Annotated in this window: 20 protein-coding genes and 1 pseudogene; 16 read left to right on the forward strand and 5 right to left on the reverse strand. The window is 71.2% G+C overall.

The features are described 5' to 3' along the window. Positions 1-40 precede the first annotated feature (40 nt). The 7 genes from glmU (at position 41) to ACFYPH_RS02535 (ending at position 7,563) form a co-directional block, all read left to right on the forward strand. The gene (gene glmU / locus ACFYPH_RS02505) at positions 41-1,573 is read left to right on the forward strand and encodes a bifunctional UDP-N-acetylglucosamine diphosphorylase/glucosamine-1-phosphate N-acetyltransferase GlmU (protein WP_363939141.1); all 1,533 of its coding nucleotides are present in this window, start codon (positions 41-43) and stop codon (positions 1,571-1,573) included. A gap of 57 nt (positions 1,574-1,630) precedes the next feature. Next, positions 1,631-2,611, forward strand: coding sequence for a ribose-phosphate diphosphokinase (locus ACFYPH_RS02510; RefSeq protein ID WP_030329105.1), 981 nt, complete (start codon positions 1,631-1,633; stop codon positions 2,609-2,611). A 313-nt stretch (positions 2,612-2,924) separates the two neighbouring features. Continuing rightward, positions 2,925-3,623, forward strand: coding sequence for a 50S ribosomal protein L25/general stress protein Ctc (locus ACFYPH_RS02515; RefSeq protein WP_363939143.1), 699 nt, complete (start codon positions 2,925-2,927; stop codon positions 3,621-3,623). 90 nt (positions 3,624-3,713) lie between these two features. Further along, positions 3,714-4,304, forward strand: coding sequence for an aminoacyl-tRNA hydrolase (pth, locus tag ACFYPH_RS02520; RefSeq protein WP_354860515.1), 591 nt, complete (start codon positions 3,714-3,716; stop codon positions 4,302-4,304). A 135-nt stretch (positions 4,305-4,439) separates the two neighbouring features. Then, a complete protein-coding gene (locus tag ACFYPH_RS02525; protein WP_354860513.1) occupies positions 4,440-5,270 on the forward strand; it encodes an inositol monophosphatase family protein in 831 nt (276 codons plus the stop codon). 65 nt (positions 5,271-5,335) lie between these two features. Beyond that, entirely contained in the window at positions 5,336-6,247 is a 912-nt protein-coding gene (gene cysD / locus ACFYPH_RS02530) for a sulfate adenylyltransferase subunit CysD (protein WP_354860512.1), read from the forward strand. Further along, the gene (locus tag ACFYPH_RS02535) at positions 6,247-7,563 is read left to right on the forward strand and encodes a GTP-binding protein (protein WP_354860511.1); all 1,317 of its coding nucleotides are present in this window, start codon (positions 6,247-6,249) and stop codon (positions 7,561-7,563) included. Before cysD ends, ACFYPH_RS02535 begins: the two co-directional genes overlap by 1 nt. 270 nt (positions 7,564-7,833) lie before the next feature. Here the strand turns inward: ACFYPH_RS02535 and galK are convergent, their stop codons facing one another. After that, a complete protein-coding gene (gene galK, locus ACFYPH_RS02540; protein ID WP_354860510.1) occupies positions 7,834-9,003 on the reverse strand; it encodes a galactokinase in 1,170 nt (389 codons plus the stop codon). Next, positions 9,000-9,929: a UDP-glucose 4-epimerase GalE gene (gene galE / locus ACFYPH_RS02545; RefSeq protein ID WP_387179319.1), complete on the reverse strand. Its 930-nt coding sequence runs from the start codon at positions 9,927-9,929 to the stop codon at positions 9,000-9,002. Before galE ends, galK begins: the two co-directional genes overlap by 4 nt. Positions 9,930-10,172: 243 nt before the next feature. On the opposite strand from galE, the gene ACFYPH_RS02550 reads away from it, so the two are divergent. The 7 genes from ACFYPH_RS02550 (at position 10,173) to ACFYPH_RS02580 (ending at position 15,420) form a co-directional block, all read left to right on the forward strand. After that, complete coding sequence (locus tag ACFYPH_RS02550; RefSeq protein WP_387178358.1) at positions 10,173-11,213, forward strand: hemolysin family protein; 1,041 nt, start codon at positions 10,173-10,175, stop codon at positions 11,211-11,213. A gap of 33 nt (positions 11,214-11,246) precedes the next feature. Next, entirely contained in the window at positions 11,247-12,272 is a 1,026-nt protein-coding gene (gene trpS, locus ACFYPH_RS02555; protein ID WP_354860505.1) for a tryptophan--tRNA ligase, read from the forward strand. Between the two features lie 25 nt (positions 12,273-12,297). Next, positions 12,298-12,867, forward strand: coding sequence for a 2'-5' RNA ligase family protein (locus ACFYPH_RS02560; RefSeq protein ID WP_354860503.1), 570 nt, complete (start codon positions 12,298-12,300; stop codon positions 12,865-12,867). A gap of 79 nt (positions 12,868-12,946) precedes the next feature. Next, positions 12,947-13,870 carry a YhjD/YihY/BrkB family envelope integrity protein gene (locus tag ACFYPH_RS02565; RefSeq protein ID WP_354860502.1) on the forward strand — a complete coding sequence of 308 codons (924 nt, stop codon included), beginning with the start codon at positions 12,947-12,949 and terminating at the stop codon, positions 13,868-13,870. After that, on the forward strand, positions 13,870-14,256 hold the full coding sequence (locus ACFYPH_RS02570) for a GntR family transcriptional regulator (protein ID WP_354860500.1): 387 nt from the start codon (positions 13,870-13,872) through the stop codon (positions 14,254-14,256). Before ACFYPH_RS02565 ends, ACFYPH_RS02570 begins: the two co-directional genes overlap by 1 nt. A gap of 106 nt (positions 14,257-14,362) precedes the next feature. After that, a complete protein-coding gene (locus tag ACFYPH_RS02575) occupies positions 14,363-14,875 on the forward strand; it encodes a hypothetical protein (protein ID WP_355068430.1) in 513 nt (170 codons plus the stop codon). A 107-nt stretch (positions 14,876-14,982) separates the two neighbouring features. After that, complete coding sequence (locus tag ACFYPH_RS02580) at positions 14,983-15,420, forward strand: hypothetical protein (RefSeq protein ID WP_354860498.1); 438 nt, start codon at positions 14,983-14,985, stop codon at positions 15,418-15,420. 9 nt (positions 15,421-15,429) lie between these two features. On the opposite strand, the pseudogene ACFYPH_RS02585 reads toward ACFYPH_RS02580, so the two are convergent. The 3 genes and pseudogenes from ACFYPH_RS02585 to ACFYPH_RS02595 form a co-directional block, all read right to left on the reverse strand. Further along, positions 15,430-15,552, reverse strand: a pseudogene (locus ACFYPH_RS02585) (VOC family protein); the annotation flags it as partial. Positions 15,553-15,693: 141 nt separating this feature from the next. After that, entirely contained in the window at positions 15,694-17,316 is a 1,623-nt protein-coding gene (locus tag ACFYPH_RS02590) for a glycoside hydrolase family 13 protein (RefSeq protein ID WP_363939403.1), read from the reverse strand. Between the two features lie 73 nt (positions 17,317-17,389). Then, positions 17,390-18,436: a LacI family DNA-binding transcriptional regulator gene (locus tag ACFYPH_RS02595; RefSeq protein WP_354860493.1), complete on the reverse strand. Its 1,047-nt coding sequence runs from the start codon at positions 18,434-18,436 to the stop codon at positions 17,390-17,392. A gap of 198 nt (positions 18,437-18,634) precedes the next feature. Here ACFYPH_RS02595 and ACFYPH_RS02600 point away from each other — a divergent pair, with 198 nt between their 5' ends. Next, positions 18,635-19,882 (forward strand): maltose ABC transporter substrate-binding protein, encoded by a 1,248-nt coding sequence (locus tag ACFYPH_RS02600; RefSeq protein ID WP_354860491.1) that lies wholly within the window; start codon positions 18,635-18,637, stop codon positions 19,880-19,882. Beyond that, positions 19,882-21,510, forward strand: a complete 1,629-nt coding sequence (locus tag ACFYPH_RS02605; RefSeq protein WP_387178366.1) for an ABC transporter permease subunit — start codon at positions 19,882-19,884, stop codon at positions 21,508-21,510. Before ACFYPH_RS02600 ends, ACFYPH_RS02605 begins: the two co-directional genes overlap by 1 nt. Positions 21,511-21,626 lie beyond the last annotated feature (116 nt).

The following is a 21,626-nucleotide window of genomic DNA, read 5'->3' on the forward strand; positions in this document are numbered from 1 at the left end:
TGGCCGCGAGAGTGTCCGCCGTCCCGACGGGAGCCACGTCGTGCCCCAGCCCCACCTTCGTACCGTCGTCGTGCTCGCCGCCGGTGAGGGCAAGCGGATGAAGTCGACACTGCCCAAGGTGTTGCACCCCCTGCTCGGCCGTACGCTGCTCGGCCACGTGCTGAGCGCGGCCGGGCCGCTGGCCGCCGACCGCACCGTCGTCGTGGTGGGCCACGGCGCCGACCAGGTCCAGGCCCACCTGACCGAGATCGCCCCCGACGCCACGCCCGTGCTCCAGGCCGAGCAGCTCGGCACCGGACATGCCGTGCGGATCGCGTTGGACGCCGTACCGGAGGGCGCCGGCACGGTCGTGGTGATCAACGGCGACGTGCCGCTGCTGCGCCCGGAGACGGTGGGCGCGTTGGTGACCGCGCACGAGGAGGCCGCCGCGGCGGCCACCGTGCTGGCCGCCGAGGTGCCCGATCCGACCGGGCTCGGGCGGATCGTCCGGGACGCCGACGGCCGGCTGGAGCAGATCGTCGAGGAGCGCGACGCCGACGCGACCCAGCGCGCGATCCGGGAGATCAATGCCGGCATCTACGCGTTCGACGCGGTGCGGCTGCGCGACGCGCTGGGCAAGCTCTCCACCGACAACGACCAGGGCGAGGAGTATCTGACCGACGTGTTCGGCCTGCTCCGGTCCGTCGGCGAGCCGGTCGCGGTGCACGTGGCCGTCGACCACGTCGAGACGCTGGGCTGCAACGACCGGGTGGAGTTGGCGTCGCTGCGGCGACTGCTGCGCGACCGGGTCAACGAGGCGTGGATGCGCACCGGGGTGAGCCTGCTCGACCCGGCGACCACCTGGATCGACGTGACGGTGGCGCTGGACCGCGACGCGGTCATCGACCAGAACACCCAGCTGCGCGGGGCCACGGTGGTCGGCGCGGGCGCGCTGGTCGGGCCGGACGTGACGCTGATCGACACGATCGTCGGCCCGGCGGCGTCAGTGGTGCGCAGCCACGCGGTGGGCGCCGAGGTGGGCGCGGGCGCCAGCGTGGGGCCGTACGCGTACCTGCGGCCGGAGGCCCGGCTGGGCGAGAAGGCGAAGGTCGGCACGTTCGTCGAGGTGAAGAAGTCCGAGATCGGGCCCGGCTCGAAGGTGCCGCACCTGACGTACGTGGGTGACGCGACGATCGGCGAGCAGACCAACATCGGCGCCGCGTCGGTCTTCGTCAACTACGACGGGGTCAACAAGCACCGCACGGTGATCGGCAGCCACGCCCGGACCGGGGCGGACAACATGTTCGTCGCGCCGGTCGAGGTGGGTGACGGCGCGTACACGGCGGCCGGCTCGGTGATCGTGGACGACGTGCCGCCGGGCGCGATGGGTGTCGCCCGCGCGCGCCAGCGCAACATCGAGGGCTGGGTGGTGAAGCGGCGGGCCGGTACGGCGGCGGCCGAGGCCGCGCAGCGCGCCGGCGACGCGGAGGGTGCGTCGGAGGTGGCCGGCACCGCAAGCGACAGTGAGGCAATGCACGGGCGGGCCGAGACGGTGGGCGGTGCGTCCGGCGCGGGAGATACTGCAACCGAATAGTCCCCGACCCACCACCACCGGGCCGGGTACCGCCGACAAACGGGAGCAGACGGGCCCATGGGCAGCATCGTCGCCGAAAACCGCAAGAGCCTGATGCTCTTCTCCGGACGGGGTTTCCCGGAACTGGCCAAGGAGATCGGCGAGGTGCTCGGTGTGGCACCGACGCCGGCCGACGCGTACGAGTTCGCCAACGGCGAGATTTTCGTACGGTTCAAGGACTCGGTGCGTGGTTCGGACGCCTTCGTGGTGCAGTCCGTGACGCACGGGGTGAACACCTGGGTCATGGAGACCCTGATCATGGTGGACGCGTTGAAGCGGGGGTCGGCGAAGCGGATCACCGTCGTGCTGCCGTTCTACCCGTACGCGCGCCAGGACAAGAAGCACCGGGGTCGGGAGCCGATCTCGGCCCGCCTGGTGGCGGACCTGCTGAAGACCGCCGGCGCGAACCGCATCCTCACCGTCGACCTGCACACCGCGCAGATCCAGGGCTTCTTCGACGGCCCGGTGGACCACCTCTTCGCGATGGACATCCTCGCCGAGTACGTGGAGCACAAGTACGCCGGCCGCCCGATGACCGTGGTGGCACCGGACTCCGGCCGGGTGCGGGTGGCCGAGCGGTGGACCGACCGGTTGGGTGGCTGCCCGCTGGCGTTCATCCACAAGACCCGTGACCCGATGAAGCCGAATCAGGTCGTGGCGAACCGGGTGGTCGGCGAGGTCGAGGGTCGGGTCTGCCTGATCGTCGACGACATGATCGACACCGGTGGCACCATCGCCAAGGCCGCGGACATCCTCAAGGAGTCGGGCGCGGCGGAGATCGTGGTCGCTTCCACCCACGCGCTCCTGTCGGACCCGGCGACCGAGCGGCTGAAGAACAGCTCGATCAGCGAGATCGTGGTGACCAACACGCTGCCGTTGCCGCCGGAGAAGCAGCTGGACAAGCTGACCGTGCTGTCGATCGCGCCGCTGCTGGCGCGGGCGATCCGGGAGGTCTTCGACGATGGCTCGGTGACCACTCTCTTCGGTGGCCTGAGCTGAAGATGGCCGAGTCGGCCGGCCGGAGCTGACAAACTGGTCGAAACGGGCTGGCACGCTGGCGGGGAACACCGTCGGCGGGCCAGCCTGGAGCCGTGACCGGGGACTGCCGGAAACCCGGGAAACAGCTCGGGTAGACTGGTGCGGTTGCCACGGCGAGGGTGCCCGGCGGGCCGCTGAAGAGCGCCGCACGGAGGCACCGTCATCGACGCGGTGCTCCGGGCAGTCGTTCATGACGCATGAGCCCCAGCGAGCCCCTCGCCCCAGCACCGCAAGACGACAAGCCGCCGCAGCGAAAAGCATCAGGAGTTTCCCCGTGTCCGAGGTAAAGATCAGCGCCGAGCCCCGCACCGAGTTCGGCAAGGGTGGTGCCCGTCGTACCCGCCGGGCCGGCAAGGTGCCCGCCGTGCTGTACGGCCACGGCGAGAAGCCCAAGCACATCGCGCTGCCGTCGCGGGAGTTCGCCGCCGCGATCCGCAAGGGCGGTGCCAACCAGCTCTTCGCGATCGACATCACCGACGGCACCCAGGTGCTGGCGCTGCCGAAGGCGATCCAGCGGGACCCGATCCGGGACACCTTCGAGCACGTCGACCTCATCCTGGTTCGCCGGGGCGAGCAGGTCACCGTCGACGTTCCGGTCCAGCTGACCGGCGAGGCCGCCCGCGACACCCTGATCGTGCACGACCACGACACCCTCTCGGTGACTGCGGACGCCACCAAGGTGCCGGACCACCTCGAGGCGTCGATCGAGGGCCTGGAGGCGGGCTCCTCGGTGACCGCCGGCGACGTCGAGCTGCCCAGCGGTGTCGAGCTGGCCGTCGACCCGACGCTGCCGGTCGCCGCGGTGACCGCCGCGCCGACCGCCGAGCAGCTCGAGGCGACGCTGCCCGAGGTCGAGGAGGCCACCGAGGAGGCCGAGGCCGAGACCGGCGAGGTCACCGAGGGCTCCGAGGGTGCGGACGCCGCCCCGGCCGCCGAGGGCGCGGAGAACACCGAGGCGCGTACCGAGGCCTGATCGGTTCGTATCGTGCGGCAGGCGTCCCCGAGTTTCGGGGGCGCCTGCCGGCGTATCGGGAGTCGGTGAAGACGGCGGGAGGGGCGGGTCGTGACGGACGAGGCGGGGCCGTGGCTGGTGGTCGGCCTGGGCAATCCGGGCCGGGAGTACGCCGGGAACCGGCACAACGTCGGGTTCATGGTGGTGGAGCTGCTGGCGGGGCGGTTGGGCGCGCGGTTCGGCCGGCACAAGCGGGCGGTGGCCGAGGTCGCGGAAGGGCGGCTGGGGTTCGGCGGTCCGAAGCTGGTGCTGGTGAAGCCACTGACGTACATGAACCTGTCCGGCGGGCCGGTCGCGGCGCTGTCGCAGTTCTACAAGGTGCCCCCGGCGCGGGTGATCGCGGTGCACGACGAGCTGGACATCGGCTTCGGCCAGGTGCGGATCAAGTGTGGCGGCGGCGAGGGCGGGCACAACGGCCTGCGTTCGATGTCCAAGTCGTTGGGCACCAAGGACTACGTCCGGGTGCGGTTCGGCGTGGGTCGGCCGCCGGGGCGGCAGGATCCGGCGGATTACGTGCTGTCGGATTTCGGCGCGGCGGAGCGTAAGGAACTCGATTTCCTGGTGGACCGGGCCGCCGATGTGGTGGAGTCGGTGATCGTCAAGGGCGTGGAGCCGACCCAGAACCTGTATCACGGCGGTTGAGCCGGGCGGGGCGTACCGGATCGGAAACGGTTGGCCGGTAGTCTGCGCCTTTCGGCGTGCCGTGACCGGCGACGCGGGTCGCGGCCGATCGGTGCGTGCGGGCACGGGCCGCGGCGAGGCGACGGGAGCGGGCAGATGGGCAGTCCTCCGATGATCGACGGGGCGTTCGCCCGGTGGTTGGCCTCCCGGGCCGGTCAGGCGCTGCTCGACCTGCGTGCGGAGTTGGGCTTCGCGGACACGGGCGCTCTGAAGTCAGCCGGGGACAAGGTGTCGCACGACCTGATCCGCACGGAGTTGGCGCGGTGGCGGCCCGGCGACGCGGTGCTCTCCGAGGAGGACGAGGGCTCGCGGTTGGCCTGGGCGGCCGAGGTGAACACCGGCGCGGTGTCCCGGCTGACCGCGGACCGCGTGTGGATCATCGATCCGTTGGACGGCACCAGGGAGTTCGCCGAGGAGGGCCGCTCGGACTGGGCCGTGCACGTCGCCCTCTGGGCGCGGAGCGCGCCGAGCCCGCACGGGCTGGTCGCCGGGGCGGTGGGATTGCCGGCGCAGCACCGGGTGCTGGGCACCGACTACCCGCCCGCGTACCCGCCGATGACGGTGGAGGCGGCGACGGCCGGTGAGCGCAAGATCCGCCTGGCGGCGAGCCGGAGCCGACCGCCGGTGTTCCTCACCGACCTGGCCGAGGACGTCGGCGCGCACCTGGTGCCGATGGGTTCGGCCGGTGCGAAGATCGCCGCGGTGGTGACCGGCGAGGTGGACGCGTACATCCACGCGGGTGGGCAGTACGAGTGGGATTCGGCGGCCCCGGTGGCTGTGGCGACGGCCACCGGACTACACGCTTCCCGGATCGACGGTTCTGCGCTTCGATACAACGAGGCGGATCCGCGCCTGCCGGACCTGCTGGTCTGTCGCAAGGATCTCGCCAACCGGTTGCTTGCAGCGCTGCAGAGGCATTCCGGGTAGCCTGAGCGCACTTCTTGACATGTCCGACCGGAAAGGTCTGGAAATCGGATGAGCGAGCGAGTGTCATGACGTCCCCCGCGGCCTACCGGGTCTCCCACCTGGACGCCCTTGAGGCGGAGAGCATCTTCGTGATGCGCGAGGTTGTCGCCGAGATGGAACGCCCGGTGCTGCTCTTCTCCGGCGGCAAGGACTCGATCGTCATGCTGCGGTTGGCGCAGAAGGCGTTCGCTCCGGCCAACATTCCCTTTCCCGTCATGCATGTCGACACCGGGCACAACTTCCCCGAGGTGCTCGAATACCGCGACCAGCGGGTCGCCGAGCTGGGGTTGCACCTCGTGGTGGCGAGCGTGCCGGAGGCCCTGGCCAGCGGGCTGGTCCGTGAGTCCGGTGACGGGATGCGCAACCGGATCCAGACGCCGGTGCTGCTGGACGCGGTCGAGAAGCACCGCTTCGACGCGCTGTTCGGTGGCGCCCGCCGCGACGAGGAGAAGGCGCGGGCCAAGGAGCGGGTGTTCAGCTTCCGCGACGAGTTCGGCCAGTGGGATCCGAAGAATCAGCGCCCGGAGCTGTGGTCGCTCTACAACGGCCGGCACCACCCGGGCGAGTCGATCCGGGTCTTCCCGCTGTCCAACTGGACCGAGCTGGACGTGTGGCACTACATCGCCCGGGAGCGCATCCCGCTACCGTCGATCTACTACGCGCACGAGCGCGAGGTGATCGAGCGGGACGGAATGTTCTACGCGGTCAACGAGTTCTTCCGTCCCCGCGCGGGTGAGGAACGGTTCAAGGCGCAGGTGCGCTACCGCACCGTCGGCGACGCCTCCTGCACCGCGGCGGTCCGCTCGGACGCGGACACCGTGGAGAAGGTCATCGAGGAGGTGGCGGCCACGCGGATCACCGAGCGGGGCGCGACCCGTGGTGACGACCGGGTCAGCGAGGCCGCCATGGAGGACCGCAAGCGGGAGGGGTACTTCTGATGACCACCGAGATCGTGGCCCCGGCCGTTGCCGGCACCGAGGCCACCCCGGAGGCGCGGCCGATGGACCTGCTGCGGTTCGCCACCGCCGGCAGCGTGGACGACGGCAAGTCGACCCTGATCGGCCGGCTGCTCTACGACACCAAGTCGCTCTTCACCGACCAGCTGGCGGCGGTGGAGGCGGTCAGCGCGGCCCGTGGCGACGAGTACACCAACCTGGCGCTGCTCACCGACGGCCTGCGCGCCGAGCGGGAGCAGGGCATCACCATCGACGTGGCGTACCGGTACTTCGCCACGCCTCGACGCAAGTTCATCATCGCGGACACCCCCGGGCACATCCAGTACACCCGCAACATGGTCACCGGCGCCTCGACGGCCGACCTGGCGCTGATCCTGGTGGACGCGCGCAAGGGCCTGGTCGAGCAGTCCCGCCGGCACGCGTTCCTCTGCTCGCTGCTGCGGGTGCCGCACCTGGTTCTGTGCGTCAACAAGATGGACCTGGTCGACTGGTCGCAGGAGGTCTACGAGCGGATCGCCGACGAGTTCACCGCGTTCGCCGCGAAGCTCGACGTACCGGACCTGACCGTGGTGCCGATCTCGGCGCTGCGCGGCGACAACATCGTCACCCGGTCGGAGAACATGCCGTGGTACGAGGGCCCGTCGCTGCTGCACCACCTGGAGCGGGTGCACATCGCGAGCGACCGCAACCTGGTCGACGTCCGGTTCCCCGTGCAGTACGTGATCCGCCCCCAGTCCACGACGGTCACCGACTACCGGGGTTACGCCGGTCAGGTCGCCTCCGGCGTGCTGAAGCCGGGCGACGAGGTGATGGTGCTGCCGTCCGGCTTCACCAGCCGGATCGCCGCCGTGGAGACCGCCGACGGGCCGGTCGCGGAGGCGTTCCCGCCGATGTCGGTGACGGTACGGCTGGCCGACGAGATCGACATCTCCCGGGGCGACATGATCTGCCGGCCGAACAACGCGCCGGCGGTCGCCCAGGACATCGAGGCGATGGTCTGCTGGATGGACGAGACCAGCCCGCTGCGGGTCGGCGGCCGGTACGCGATCAAGCACACCACCCGGTCGGCACGGGCAATCGTGCGGGGGCTGCACTATCGGTTGGACATCAACTCACTGCACCGCGACGAGTCGGCCGACGAGCTGCGGCTCAACGAGATCGGCCGGGTGCGGCTGCGCACGACGGTGCCGCTCCTCGCTGACGAGTACCGCCGCAACCGCACCACCGGCGGCTTCGTCATCATCGACGAGGCCACCAACCGCACGGTAGGCGCCGCCATGATCGTCGAAGCCAGCTAAACCCAGCGCCCCCGGCCCTCGCCGGCTCGGCGCCGGCATGATCGCACTCGATCCATGAAGTAGTGGCCTCGCCCACCGGGCGAGGCCACTACTTCCATGAACGAGCACGATCTCCCCCCTGCCCCTGCCCCTGCCCCTGCCCCCGCCCCCGCGCCCGCCGCCGCGACTCGTGATCAAGAGATTTGCGTCAAAATCCGGGCTCGGACTGACGCAAACCTCTTGATCAACCAGCGAGTGGGGGGCCGGGGGGTGGGGGGCCGGGGGTGGGGGTCAGTGCAGGCGGGTTGCGCCGGGGGCGGGGAGGACCGGGAGCGTGGTGGGGGCGGTGAAACCGCGTTCGGCGTACGCGGCCGTGACGGCTGCCGCCACCGCCTCGGCGCGATCGGTCTCCACCAGGGCGAGGACGCAGCCGCCGAACCCGCCGCCGGTCATCCGGGCACCCAGCGCGCCAGCCGACAGCGCCGCCTCGACGGCCGTGTCGATCTCCGGCACGGTGATCTCGAAGTCGTCGCGCATGGAGACATGCGAGGCGGTGAGCAGCGGGCCGATGTCCCGGACCCGGCCGGCGCGCAGCAGCGCCACCGTGTCCAGCACACGCTGGTCCTCGGTGACCACGTGCCGGACGCGCCGCCGGGTCTCCTCGTCGTCGAGGCGGGCCAGTGCGCTGTCGAGCTGGTCGACGGCCACGTCGCGCAGCGCGGCGACGCCGAGCGCCTTGGCGGCCGCCTCGCAGGAGCGGCGGCGGGCGGCGTACTCCCCGTCGGCGTGCCGGTGCGGTGCGCGGCTGTCGATGACCAGCACGGCCAGCCCGGCGGCGTCCAGGTCGAACGGGATGTGCTCGACGGACTCGTCGCGGCAGTCGAGGAAGAGCGCGTGCCCGGCGCGGCAGCGGATCACCGCGGACTGGTCCATAATGCCGGTCGGCGCGCCCACGTAGACGTTCTCCGCCCGCTGCGCCAGCCGCGGCCGCCGCTCGGGGGACAGGTCCAGCTCACCGAGGTCGAGCAGGGCGGCGAGCACGGACGACTCCAGCGCGGCCGACGAGGAGAGCCCGGAACCCAGCGGCACGTCGGAGGCGATCGCCAGCCGGGCGCCGGGCACCGCGTGGCCGGCGTCGCGCAGCGCCCAGACCACCCCGGCCACGTACGCGCCCCAGCCGGTCACCCGGCCGGGCTCGGCCACGTCGTCCGCGCCGAAGGTGATCGTCTCGTCGGAGAGCTCGGACCAGACCGTCCAGCGCTCGTCATCCTGCCGGTCGGCGGCGACGACCGTACGCAGTGGTAGCGCGAAGGGCAGCACGAACCCGTCGTTGTAGTCGGTGTGCTCGCCGATCAGGTTGACCCGGCCGGGCGCGGCCCAGAGGCCGGTGGCCTGGCCGCCGTACTGGTCGGTGAAGCCGGCGGCGGCCCGCTCGACGACGTCACCGGTGGGGCTGGTCATGACTGCTCCAGGACGTGCGTGCGGTAGAAGGCCCAGGCGTCGCCGACCATGTCGTGCAGGGTGGGCTTCTGCGGCACCCAGCCCAGCTCGTCGCGGGCCAGGGCGGAGGAGGCGACCAGCTCGGCGGGGTCGCCCTCGCGGCGCGGCGCCACCTCGACCGGCAGTTGGTGCCCGGTGACCTCGCGGACCACGTCGGCCACCTGCCGGTTGGTGAAGCCGTTGCCGTTGCCGAGGTTGTAGACGCGGTGCTGGCCCGCGGTGGCGGCGTCCAGCGCCAACAGGTGGGCGCGGGCCAGGTCGGCGACGTGGATGTAGTCGCGGACGCAGGTGCCGTCCACCGTGGGGTAGTCGTCGCCGAAGAGCTGGAGCTTCTCCCGCCGGCCGGCGGCGACCTCCAGGGCGATCGGGATGAGGTGCGTCTCCGGGTCGTGCCGCTCGCCGAGCGCGACGTCACCGGCGAGGTGCGCCCCGGCGACGTTGAAGTAGCGCAGCGAGACGGCGGCCAGCCCGTGCGCGATGGCCTCGGAGGTGAGCGCCATGTCGACGGCGAGCTTGGTGGCGCCGTACGTGTTGGTGGGCGCCTTGACCGCGGTCTCCGTGATCGGCAGCTCGGTGGGGTTGCCGTAGACGGCGGCGGTGGAGGAGAAGACCATCCGGGGCACCCCTGCGGCGCGGACGGCGTTGATCAGGGCGAGCGAGCCGACGGTGTTGGTCTGCCAGTACAGCTCCGGCTTCACCATCGACTCGCCGGCGGCGATGAGGGCGGCGAAGTGCAGCACCCCGTCGAAGCCGGCGTCGGGGGTGAGGATCTGGGCGGCGTCGTGAATGGACGCTTCGACGTGGGTCGCGTCCGGAGCGAGCGCCTCGCGGTGACCGGTGCGCAGGTCGTCCAGGACGACGACCTGGTGGCCCGCGTCGAGCAGCATCCGGGTCACCACGCTGCCGATGAATCCGGCGCCCCCGGTGACGAGCAGTTTCACGTCGTTGCCTCCTGCCTGGCCCGCCGGGACGTGGCCTTTGGTGATCACCCTACGGCGGCGGATAAGACCGGAGTCGACCACCACCAACCCATTCCATCATAATCTCTCACGTTTAAACAGAGCCGCACATCGCCGATGACTCCGCGCGATCGCCGGTACGGCGGGCACCCGGTGTCTACCATCTCTGTCATGCGGGAAGCGGCCCGTTCCGGGCTCCGGCGACGCGTGCGGGGGAAGCCCCGCCGCGACCCCGGCCCGCTCGCCCGAGCCGTCGCCCGGATCCTGGTCCGTGCCGCCGACGGCGCCACCCGCCTCGTCACCGACCTGCTCGGGGCCGGCCCGGCGGCCGGGCGGGAACGCATCTCCGAGGCCGAGCTACGGGACCTGCTCGCGGTGAACACGGTGCTCGATCCGGACGAGCGGCGGATCATCGACGAGGTGCTGGTGGCCGGCGCGCGTCTCGTCCGCGAGGTGATGATGCCCCGCACCGAGGTGGTCTTCCTGCCGGCCCGGCTGACCATCGCCGAGGCCGCCCGGCTGGTGCGGGCCGAGACGCACACCCGTTACCCGGTGACCGATGGCACCCAGGACGACGTGGTCGGGTTCGTGCACCTGCGGGACGTGCTGCTGCGTCCGGACGCCGACCCGTGCGTCACCGTCGGTGAGCTGACCCGTGAGGTCAGGCAGGTGCCCGGCAGCAAGCCGGTCCTGGCCGCGCTGACCGAGATGCGCCGGGAGGGTCACCACCTGGCGGTGGTGATCGACGAGTACGGCGGTACCGCCGGGATCGTCACCCTGGAGGATCTGATCGAGGAGCTCGTCGGGGAGATCCACGACGAGTACGACACGACCCCCGACCCGCCGCACGCCGGCCTGCCGGCGGTGGTCGACGGCCGGCTCAACCTCGCCGACTTCGCCGAGCGGACCGGCGTGGCGCTGCCCGCCGGGCCGTACGAGACGGTCGGCGGGTACGTGATGGCCGTGCTGGGCCGGCTGCCACTGCCCGGGGACGAGGTGCCCGTACCCGCCGAGCCGCCCGACGACGGCGGTCCCGATCCGGTGGACCCGGCGGACGGTTGGCTGCTGCGGGTGCTGGCCCTGGACGGACGTCGGGTCGCCCGACTCGCGGTGTCGGCGCTCCGCGTGCCGGAGCAGCGGCGCGTGGGCGTGCCACGCGAGGTCAGCGCCCCGACACCGGCCGGCCATGGCCGACGCGCCGGCCCGTCATGACGGCCCCGCCTGCTTGCTGACAGAATTATCGCCATGCCCGACGTTTCCGAGCGACCCCGCGTCTTCTCCGGCATCCAGCCGACGGCCGACTCGTTCCACCTCGGCAACTACCTGGGAGCCGTGCGGCACTGGGTGGCCCTGCAGGACACCCACGACGCGTTCTACTGCGTGGTGGACCTGCACGCCATCACCGCGGGTCACGATCCGGCGCTGCTGCGCCAGCGGACCAGGGTGGCGGCCGCCCAGCTCTTCGCGGTCGGCCTCGACCCGGAGCGCAGCACCCTGTTCGTGCAGTCACAGGTGCCTGAGCATCCGCAGCTGGCCTGGGTGCTCGGCTGCATCACCGGCTTCGGCGAGGCCAGCCGGATGACCCAGTTCAAGGACAAGTCCCAGAAGCAGGGCAACGAGCGGGCCAGCGTCGGGCTCTTCACCTACCCGGTCCTGCAGGCCGCCGACATCCTGCTCTACCAGGCCAACGCGGTCCCGGTCGGCGAGGACCAGCGTCAGCACCTGGAGCTCTCCCGCGACCTGGCCCAGCGGTTCAACTCGCTGTTCGGCGCGACGTTCACGGTGCCCGCGCCGCACATCGTCAAGGACACCGCGAAGATCACCGACCTGCAGGACCCGACGGCGAAGATGTCCAAGTCGTCGTCCTCGCCGGCCGGCATCATCGACCTGCTGGACGATCCGGCCCGGTCGGCCAAGAAGATCCGCTCCGCGGTGACCGACACCGGTCGGGAGATCGTCTTCGACGCCGAGACCAAGCCGGGCGTGTCCAACCTGCTGACCATCTACTCGGCGCTCAGCGGGCGTGGCATCGACGAGCTGGTGGCAGCGTTCGCCGGCCGCGGCTACGGAGACCTCAAGAAGGAGCTGGCCGAGGTCGTGGCGGAGTTCGTCCGCCCCATCCAGGAGCGCACGCGCACCTACCTCGACGACCCGGCGCAGCTGGACAAGCTGCTCGCCGCCGGTGCGGAGAAGGCCCGGTCGGTGGCCGGCGCGACCCTGCGGTCCGCGTACGAGCGGGTCGGCTTCTTCCCGCCGGTGCGCGGCGAATAGCGCTGCGGGACAGGTGGGCGGGTCGGTGGCCGACGTGGCGGCACGGAGCGTGGATCGCAGTGGCGGGGTGCCGCCGTCCGGCGACACCGTCCAGATCGGCATAGCGGTGGACATCCCGGAGCCGTGGGGGGCCCAGCTCACCCGGCGCCGGGTCGAGGCGGGCGATCCCCTCGCGGTGCCGGCACACGTGACGCTGCTCGGTCCGACCGAGATCCCGACCGCCGTCCTGCCGGGCGTCGAGCGGCACCTTGCCGCTGTGGCCGCCGCGCATCTGCCGTTCACGCTGCACCTGCGGGGCACCGGCACGTTCCGGCCCGTGACGCAGGTGGTGTTCGTCGCGGTGGCCGCCGGGATCAGCGAATGCGAACTGCTGGCCGCCGCGATCGCGGCCGCGCCGGGCCTGCACCGCCAGACCCGCTTCCCGTACCATCCGCACGTCACCGTGGCGCAGGACGTCCCTGGCGAGGCGTTGGACAAGGTGTACGAGGATCTGGCCGACTTCTCCGCGATGTTCGAGGTCGACGGGTTCACCCTCTTCTCGCACAGCGGGCAGGCCCGGTGGCAGCCCCGCCGGGACTTCCGCCTCGGCGACTGACGGTCGGCGACCCGCCGGGCGGCGAGCACTATTGCGCCGGTTGCGACGGCGGCGGTGAAAGATCGGCGAGGATGATCGCGTGAACGTGATCGGCCGTATCGAGGCGGGCATCGACCGCTGGGTGGGTGCCGCGCGCAGCCGGTCGAGCCTGTTCGACCACGTGTGGCGTGCCGGGGCGCTCTACGCCGAGGTGTTGGCTGGGCGGCTCGCCGCGGCGATCGCCTACTACGGCTTCTTCGCGGTCTTCGCGCTGGCTCTGGTCGCGTACTCCATCTTCGGCGCGATCCTGGAGGACAACGACGAGGTCTCCGCGGCGGCGGCCAGGTTCCTGAAGGAGAACCTGCCGTTCCTGGACGCGCAGCAGATCGCCAACTCCAGCGGCACGGTCGGCGTGGTCGGCCTGGTCATCCTGGTCTTCACCGGGATCGGCTGGGTGGAGGCGATCCGCTCCTCTCAGCGCCTCATGTACGCGCTCAACCAGCAGCCCGGCAACCTCGTGGTCCGGCGGCTGGTCGACCTGGGGGTGATGATCGGCGTCTTCGTGCTGCTCGGCCTCTCGGTGGCGGCGGTGGACGCGTTGGAGTCGCTGCTGCGCTTCCTGCTGCGCAGCACCGGGTCGGTCGGGCTGACCACGGTCAGCGCGGTGCTCAGCGTGCTGGTCAACGCGGTGCTCGCCACCGCGCTGCTGCTCGCGGTGCCCCGGCTGCGGATGAGCCGGTCCCGGCTGCGCCCGGTGGTGCTGCTGGTGGCGATCGGCATCACGCTGCTCAACACCGTCGGGCGGTACTACGTGGTGCGCACCGAGCGCAACCCGGCGTACACGGTGGTGGCCGGCGCGGTCGGTCTGCTGCTCTACCTCTACCTGCTCAACCAACTGGTGCTGTTCGGGGCGGCGTTGCTCGCGACCAGTACGAGCGGGCGGGTGGTGGATCTGGCGGAGGGCGCCCCGCCGGTGGATCTCGACGAGGACACCGATCCCGGTGCGCCGGGCGGTGCGGGCTGATGGCGGAGGTGCCTGACGTGCTGATCACGGTCGATCCCGACTCGCCGGTGCCCCCGTACGAGCAGGTGCGGGTGCAGCTCGCCGAGCTGATCGGCGACGGCCGGTTGCCGGTGGGCAGCCGACTGCCCACCGTCCGGCAGCTCGCCGCCGACCTGCGGCTGGCCGCGAACACGGTGGCGCGGGCGTACCGGGAACTGGAGGTGGCGGGGCTGTTGGAGACCCGGGGGCGCAACGGCACCTTCGTCGCACCCGGCCGCGACGACGCCGTCGACCGGCTGCACCGGGCCGCCGTCGAGTACGCCGCCGAGGCCCGGCGGCTGGGCGTACCCCCGGACCGTGCTGTCGCTCTCGTCCGCGCCGCCGTCGACGCCACCCGGCACGACTGAGCCCTGCAGGTCGATCAACGTTCCCCCGTGGTTATTGCTTGTGTTGCCGAGGGCTACCGGCTCCAGAGATGTCAATGAATGCGCAATATTGACCGATGTTGCGGCTGTGCGTACCCGAGCGCTTCCCGCCGCCTCGCAGGGCACCAGAGGCAACCCGGGGGAGGACGTGAACAGCTCACCCGCCGTCACTCCTTCCGGACCGATGGCGGCGTTCCCCGGCATGACACCGAGCAAGGTCATGGACGCCTGGGCCGGGCGGTGGCCCGTCCCGGTGACGGTGGACGGCGCGCTGCACATCATCCGGGTGACCCTGCCCGGTAAGCAGGGCCAGTTGTCGGCCGCGGTCGGTCAGCCCTCGAAGGACCGCACGAACGAGGTGGCCCAGGTCCTCTGCATGGTCAAGCTGGGTGGTGCCGTGCAGCGGCCGTTGTTGCAGTCGCTGGTCGAGGGCTGCATCGGTCCGGTGCTCAAGGCGGAGGAACGCAAGGCGGTGCTCAACTGGCTGGTCGGCGTGGACTTCTCCGCTCCGACCTATCAGCTCCGGCGGACCTCTGAGTACGAACTGAACGCCAACCACAATTCCGACGAGAACTTCGCGCTCACCCTGTACGCGCGTTGATTCGCGGCGGTATAGCGCCGGGCCGCTGAACGGCCGATCGGGCGCCGGACGGGCGGTAACTGAACGGAACGGCACCGATGCTCGCGTTCGCGGACCATGATGAGCCCGTGGGCGCACTCATGACACTGGACCTGCCGGCCGACTCGCCGATGCTCGGCCTGCCGTGGATCATCACCTTCGGGCCGCTGGGCGACCTCGACGAGTGGGAGCCGGTGGTCTGCGGGCCGTACGAACGGCCGCACGCGTTGGCGTTGGCCGAGGCGGTGGTGGCCGATGAGCAGTTGATGGCCGTGGTCGAGCCGCTGCTGCCGGCGCTGTCGGCCGACGAGATCCGCAGCGAGATCGCCGCCGCGCAGGTGGCAGCGGAGGACGAGGCCCGGCAGGTCGAGGGGGCGGACCTGTACGGAGACTTCGAGGACGTGATCGACGAGGAGTTGGATGCGGCCGCCGACGAGGCGGGCCACGGTGAGCCCGCCGAGCCGCCGGACGAGGCCGAGGTGCGCGCCGGCTTCACCCGGATCGCGGCGCTGCTCACCGCGAAGTGACGCGACTGCTCAGCGGGCCGGCGGCCCGTCCAGCACGCAGAACTCGTTGCCCTCGGGGTCGGCGAGCACGGTGAACCGCTCGTTCCCGGTCTGGCCGACGTCGACGTGCCGTGCACCAGGGCACACCACCTGTCACACACGGACACCGGCGCCGCGCGGAGTGGACTCCGCGTGACGCCGGTGCACCTCACCCCCCACCACAAGGGGCCGGTAGCCCAGTCGCCCGTTGGCGCGGGGCACGACGGACGACCAGGTCGAGTTGGGCTTACCCGCTCAGCGCCGTTCCAACCAGGCGGCCGCGTCGACGGGCAGCAGGCGATCGGTGAGCGGCGCGCTCGCGACGATGAGCTCGCCGTACCCGTCGAGGGCCACGGGCGCTCCGCTGAGGTTGACGACGCAGGTCAGCGCGGTGGTGCCCGCGGTGCGGGAGAAGGCCAGCACGCCCGGTTCGGCCTGCAACCAGGTGACCTCGCCGGCGTCGACGGCCAGCGCCGGGTGTTCGTGACGAATACGCAGGGCGGCCCGATACAGCTCCAGCGTCGAGTCGGGCGTACCGGCCTGCGCGGCGACCGACAGGGCGTCCCAGGTCGTCGGGGCGGGCAGCCAGCTCAGCTCGCTGCCGGCTGGCCCGAAGCCGTACGGCGCCAGCTGACCGCTCCACGGAATCGGCACGCGGCAGCCGTCGCGACTCTCGCCGGTCCGCAGGAACGCCGGGTCCTGGCGCAGCTCGTCGGGAAGGTCGAGAACCTCGGGCAGGCCCAACTCCTCGCCCTGGTAGAGGTAGGCGCTGCCGGGGAGGGCGAGCATCAGCAGGCTGGCGGCGCGCGCCCGGCGCAGCCCTTCGGCGCCGTCGCCGTAGCGGGTGACGTGCCGCTGCTTGTCGTGGTTGGACAGCACCCAGGTGGTGGGCGCGCCGACCACTGTCGCCTCGGCGAGGGCGGTGTCGATCACCTTGCGGAACGAGTCGGCCGACCAGGTGGCGTCGAGGAAGTCGAAGCTGAACGCCTGGTGCAGCTCGTCCGGGCCGATGTAGCGGGCCAGCCGCTGCGGCGTCTCGGCCCACGCCTCGGCGACCGCCATCCGACCGCCGGGGTAGCTGTCCAGGATGGGTCGCCACGCGCGGTAGATCTCGTGCACCTCGTCCTGGTCGAAGTAGGGCAGGCGGGCCTTGCCGAGCAGGTCGACCTGGCGCTGCCCGGTCGTCGCCGTGCTGAAGCCGACGTCCGGCAGACCCTCGGCCTTGATCATGCCGTGGGCCACGTCGACGCGGAAGCCGTCCACGCCCCGGTCGAGCCAGAACCGCAGGACGTCCTCGAACTCGGCGCGGACCTCGGGGTGCCGCCAGTTCAGGTCCGGCTGGGCCGGGTCGAACAGGTGCAGGTACCACTGGCCGTCGGCGATCCGGGTCCAGGCCGGGCCGCCGAAGATGCTCTCCCAGTCGTTGGGGGGCAGGTCACCGTGCTCGCCCCGGCCGTCGGCGAAGAGGTAGCGGGCCCGCTCGGGCGAGCCGGGGCCGGCGGCGAGGGCGTCGACGAACCAGCGGTGCGCGCTGGAGGTGTGGTTGGGCACCAGGTCGACGATGATCCGCAGGCCGAGGGCGTGCGCGTCGCTGATCATCGCGTCGAAGTCGGCGAGGGTGCCGAACAGGGGGTCGACGTCGCGGTAGTCGGCGACGTCGTATCCGCCGTCGATCATCGGGGAGGTGTAGAAGGGGGTCAGCCAGAGCGCGTCCACCCCGAGGTCGCGCAGGTACGGCAGCCGCTCCCGGATGCCCGCGAGGTCGCCGACGCCGTCACCGTTGCTGTCGGCGAAGCTGCGCACGTAGACCTGGTAGACGACCGCCGAGCGCCACCAGTCGTCGTCGGTGCGGGGCGGGGTGATGGTGCTGACGGTCATTGGTGATGTTTCCCCGTCTGTCTCAGGCTCGGGCGCGGCTGTCTGAGCAATATGCCGCCCGCCTCTGCAAGAGTCAAGCAGATCTTGCGTAAGGAAACCGCACGGCGGCCGGGGCGACCGCGGTCGAGCCCCGCGCGACCAACTCGGGGCGGAACAGGTACTCCGAGTGCGGGGCGCCGTGCCCGTTGATCTCGTCCACCAGGGCCCGGACCGCCGCCACCGCCATGGCGATGACGGGCTGCCGCACCGTGGTCAGCGGCGGGTCGGTGAAAGCCATCAGCGGTGAGTCGTCGTAGCCGACCACGGAGAGGTCGCCCGGAACGGTCAGACCGCGTTGCCGGGCCGCCCGCACCGCACCGAGCGCCATCAGGTCGGAGCCGCAGACCAGGCCGGTGACGCCCCGGTCGAGCAGCCGGCCGGCCGCCGCCTCGCCACCCTCCACACCGAACAGTGTCAGCTCGGCCAGCGGGCCGAGGTCGGCCTCGGCGACGCCGGCCAGGCGGGTCATCGCCGCCCGCCAGCCGGCCACCTTGCGCTGCACCGGCACGAACCGGTCCGGGCCGGTGATCAGGCCGATCCGCCGGTGCCCGAGCGCGACGAGGTGGGCCACCGCCAGGTCGGCGGCCTCCCGGTCGTCACAGGAGACGAAGGGGGCGCCGATGCCGGGGACGTACCCGTTGATCATCACGACCGGCAGCGGCCGGGCGATCAGCGCCCGGTAGCGGTCGTGGTTGGCGGCGGTGTCGGCGTGCAGGCCGGAGACGAAGACGATCCCGGAGACCTGCCGGTCCAGCAGCATCTCCACGTATTCGTCCTCGGTCACGCCGCCGGCGGTCTGGGTGCAGAGCACCGGGGTGAACCCGCTCTGCGCCAGCGTCGACTCGATGACCTGCGCGAACGCCGGGAAGATCGGGTTGTCCAACTCGGGCACCACCAGGCCGACCAGGCCGGCGCTGCGCTTGCGCAGTCGTGCCGGTCGCTCGTAGCCCAGGACGTCGAGGGCGGTGAGGACGGCCTGTCGGGTCTCCGGGGCCACGCCGGGGCGGTCGTTGAGCACCCGCGACACCGTGGCCTCGCTGACTTCGGCCTGCTGGGCGATGTCGGACAGTCGAGCGCGCATGGCGGCACTTTAGCCCACCGGCAAGTTCTTGCGGGGCTCTCTGCAAGCCCTTCCATTATCTGCAACCTCTTGCTAACGTCCCCGCAACATACGCGAGCAGCGGCGCAGCATCACTGCGCCGGTTGGCAAAAACTTTCAGTTTTCCCACTGGCGGGCCGTCCTTCCCCCGGCGGATCCGCCATGACGACAGGAGTACCGATGCGCATCCGTACCGCGGGTGTGGTCGCCCTCTTCGCCCTGGCGCTCGCCGCCTCCGGCTGTGGTGGCGACAGCGACAAGCCGGCCGCGAAGGAATCCCCCAAGGCGGCCGGCGGCAAACTGGTGATCTGGGCGGACGACAAGCGCACCGCTGCCCTCAAGCCGTTCGCCGAGAAGTTCGGCCAGGAGAACGGCGTCACCGTCGAGGTCCAGGCCGTCAGCAAGGACCTGCAGACCAACTTCGTCACCGCCTCGCAGCAGGGCAGCGGCCCCGACGTGGTGGTCGGCGCGCACGACTGGATCGGCAACCTGGTGCAGAACGGCGCCATCGACCCCGTGCAGCTCGCCGCCGAGCAGAAGAGCGCGTTCAACGCGACCGCCATCAAGGCGGTCACCTTCAACGGTCAGCTCTACGGTGTGCCGTACGCGCAGGAGAACCTGGCGCTGATCCGCAACACCGAGCTGGCCCCCGAGGCGCCGAAGACCATCGAGGACCTGGTCGCCACGGGCAAGCAGCTCAAGGCGTCGAAGAAGGCCACCGAGACGCTCTGCCTCCAGGTCGGCCAGAACGGCGACGCGTACCACATCTACCCGCTCTACAGCTCGGCCGGCGGCTACCTCTTCGGCACCGGAGCCAACGGGGACTACGACCCGAAGGACCTGGGCGTGGGCAAGCCCGCGTCGATCGAGGCGTTCAAGAAGATCAGCGCGCTGGGCGAGAAGGGCGAGGGCGTGCTCAAGCGCTCCATCGCGGACACCAACTCGATCGCCACCTTCACCGGCAAGAAGTGCGCGTACCTGGTCTCCGGGCCGTGGGCGATCGCCGACGTCAAGAAGGCCAACGTCAAGTACGACATCTCCGCCATCCCCGGCTTCGCCGGCGGTAAGGAAGCCCAGCCGTTCGTGGGTGTGCAGGCGTTCTACGTCGCCGCCAAGGGCAAGAACAAGGCACTGGCCCAGGAGTTCGTCGCCAACTACACCACCACTCCCGAGCTGGCCGTCGCGCTCTACAACGCCGAGCCCCGGCCGCCGGCGCTGACCGCCGCCCTCGACCAGGTCAAGGGCAGTGACCCGGATCTGGCGAAGTTCCAGGAGGCCGGCAAGAACGGCCAGGTGCTCCCGGCGATCCCGGCGATGGCCGCCATCTGGGACCCGTTCGGCAAGGCCGAGGCCGCCGTCATCGGCGGGGCCGACCCGACCAGCACCATCACCGCCGCCGGCAAGACCATCTCCGGCCAGATCAAGTAATGAGTACGCCGCTGTCCGGCCCGGGGTCTGCCACGCAGACCCCGGGCCGGGGGCCCGTCGGCTCCCGACCCCCGCGCTCGCGTGACCACGCGCCGATCACCCTGACCGGCCTCGCCGGCAAGGTGCTCCTGCTCGGCCTCACCGCCGGCATCGCCCTCTGGGCGGCATTCCCGCTCATCGACGGGGAGAAGTGGGCCGGCCTGGCCCTGCTGGCGGCGACCACCGCCGGGCTGTTCTACCTCTACCTCACCCGGCGGCACATCCCGGCCAAGTACCTGGTGCCAGGCACCCTGTTCCTCATCGCCTTCCAGGTGTTCCCCGTGCTCTACACGGCGAGCACCGCCTTCACCAACTTCGGTGACGGGCACCGGGGCAGCAAGGACGAGGCGATCGTCGCGATCCAGACCTCGTCGGTCACCCAGGTGCCCGGCTCCGCCGAGTACGCTCTGTCGGTCGCCACCAAGGGCGACCCGGCCACCGCGCCACTGGTCTTCCTGGTCACCGACCCCACCACCGGGGCGGTCTCCGCCGGTGACGCGGGCGGGCTGCGCCGACTCGACGCCGCCGACGTCACCGTCGGCACGGGCGGAAAGGTCACCGCCGCCGACGGCTACACCGTGCTGAACTTCGGCCAAGCCAGCGCCCGCAGCAAGGAGATCACCGACCTGGTCGTCCCGACCGCCGGTGGCGCGCTGCGGTCCAGCGGCCTGTCCCGGGCGTACGAGGGCAAGGCGGTGCGGGCGTACGACGCCGGCTGCGACTGCGTCCGGGACACCGGAACCGGGCAGACCTGGACCGCCGACGAGGAGGTGGGCGCCTTCGTCGCCGCCGACGGCGAGCGGCTGGCCCAGGGCTGGAAAATCAACGTCGGGCTGCGCAACTTCACCCGCGTGCTCACCGACGAGAACATCTCCGGCCCGTTCCTGGGCACCCTGATCTGGAATTTCGCGTTCGCCATCGCCTCCACCGCAGGCACGTTCCTGCTCGGCATGCTGATCGCGCTCGTGCTGCACTCGCCCCGGATGCGGGGCACCAACGTCTACCGGGTGCTGCTGGTCCTGCCGTACGCCATGCCGTCGTTCGCGATGCTGCTGGCCTGGCGGGACATGTTCAACGCCGACTTCGGCCTGATCAATAACCTGTTCGGGCTGGACGTGGACTGGTTCGGCCAACCGTGGACGGCCCGCTTCGCGGTCATCCTCGTGCAGCTGTGGCTCGGCTACCCGTACATGTTCCTGGTGGCCACCGGCGCGTTGCAGGCCATCCCGAGGGAGCTGACCGAGGCCACGTCGGTCGACGGGGCGTCGCCCTGGCAGTCCTTCCGCGCGGTCACCCTGCCGCTGCTGCTGGTCGCGCTGTCTCCGCTGCTGATCTCGTCGTTCGCGTACAACTTCAACAACTTCAACGCGATCTACCTGACCACCGAGGGCGCGCCCTTCCCGGCCGACAACCCGACCAACGGCGCCACCGACCTGCTCATCACGTACACCTATCGGCTGGCCTTCGGCGGGCAGGGCGCGCAGTTCGGCTTCGCCGCCGCGATCTCGCTGTTCATCTTCGCCATCGTCGCCGTCGTCTCGGCGGTCAGTTTCCGGCGGACCCGCAAGCAGGAGGAGGTGTACTCGTGAGCACCCTCACCGCGCGTACCGGCGACACGGCCGGCCGCCCGGCCGCGAACCGGAACATCAGTGGTAGGCGGCGTAACCGCTGGTTCGCCCAGGTCGGCTGGCGGCACCTGGTCGCC

The sequence above is a fragment of the Micromonospora sp. NPDC005252 genome (assembly GCF_042872475.1).
Classification (GTDB): domain Bacteria; phylum Actinomycetota; class Actinomycetes; order Mycobacteriales; family Micromonosporaceae; genus Micromonospora.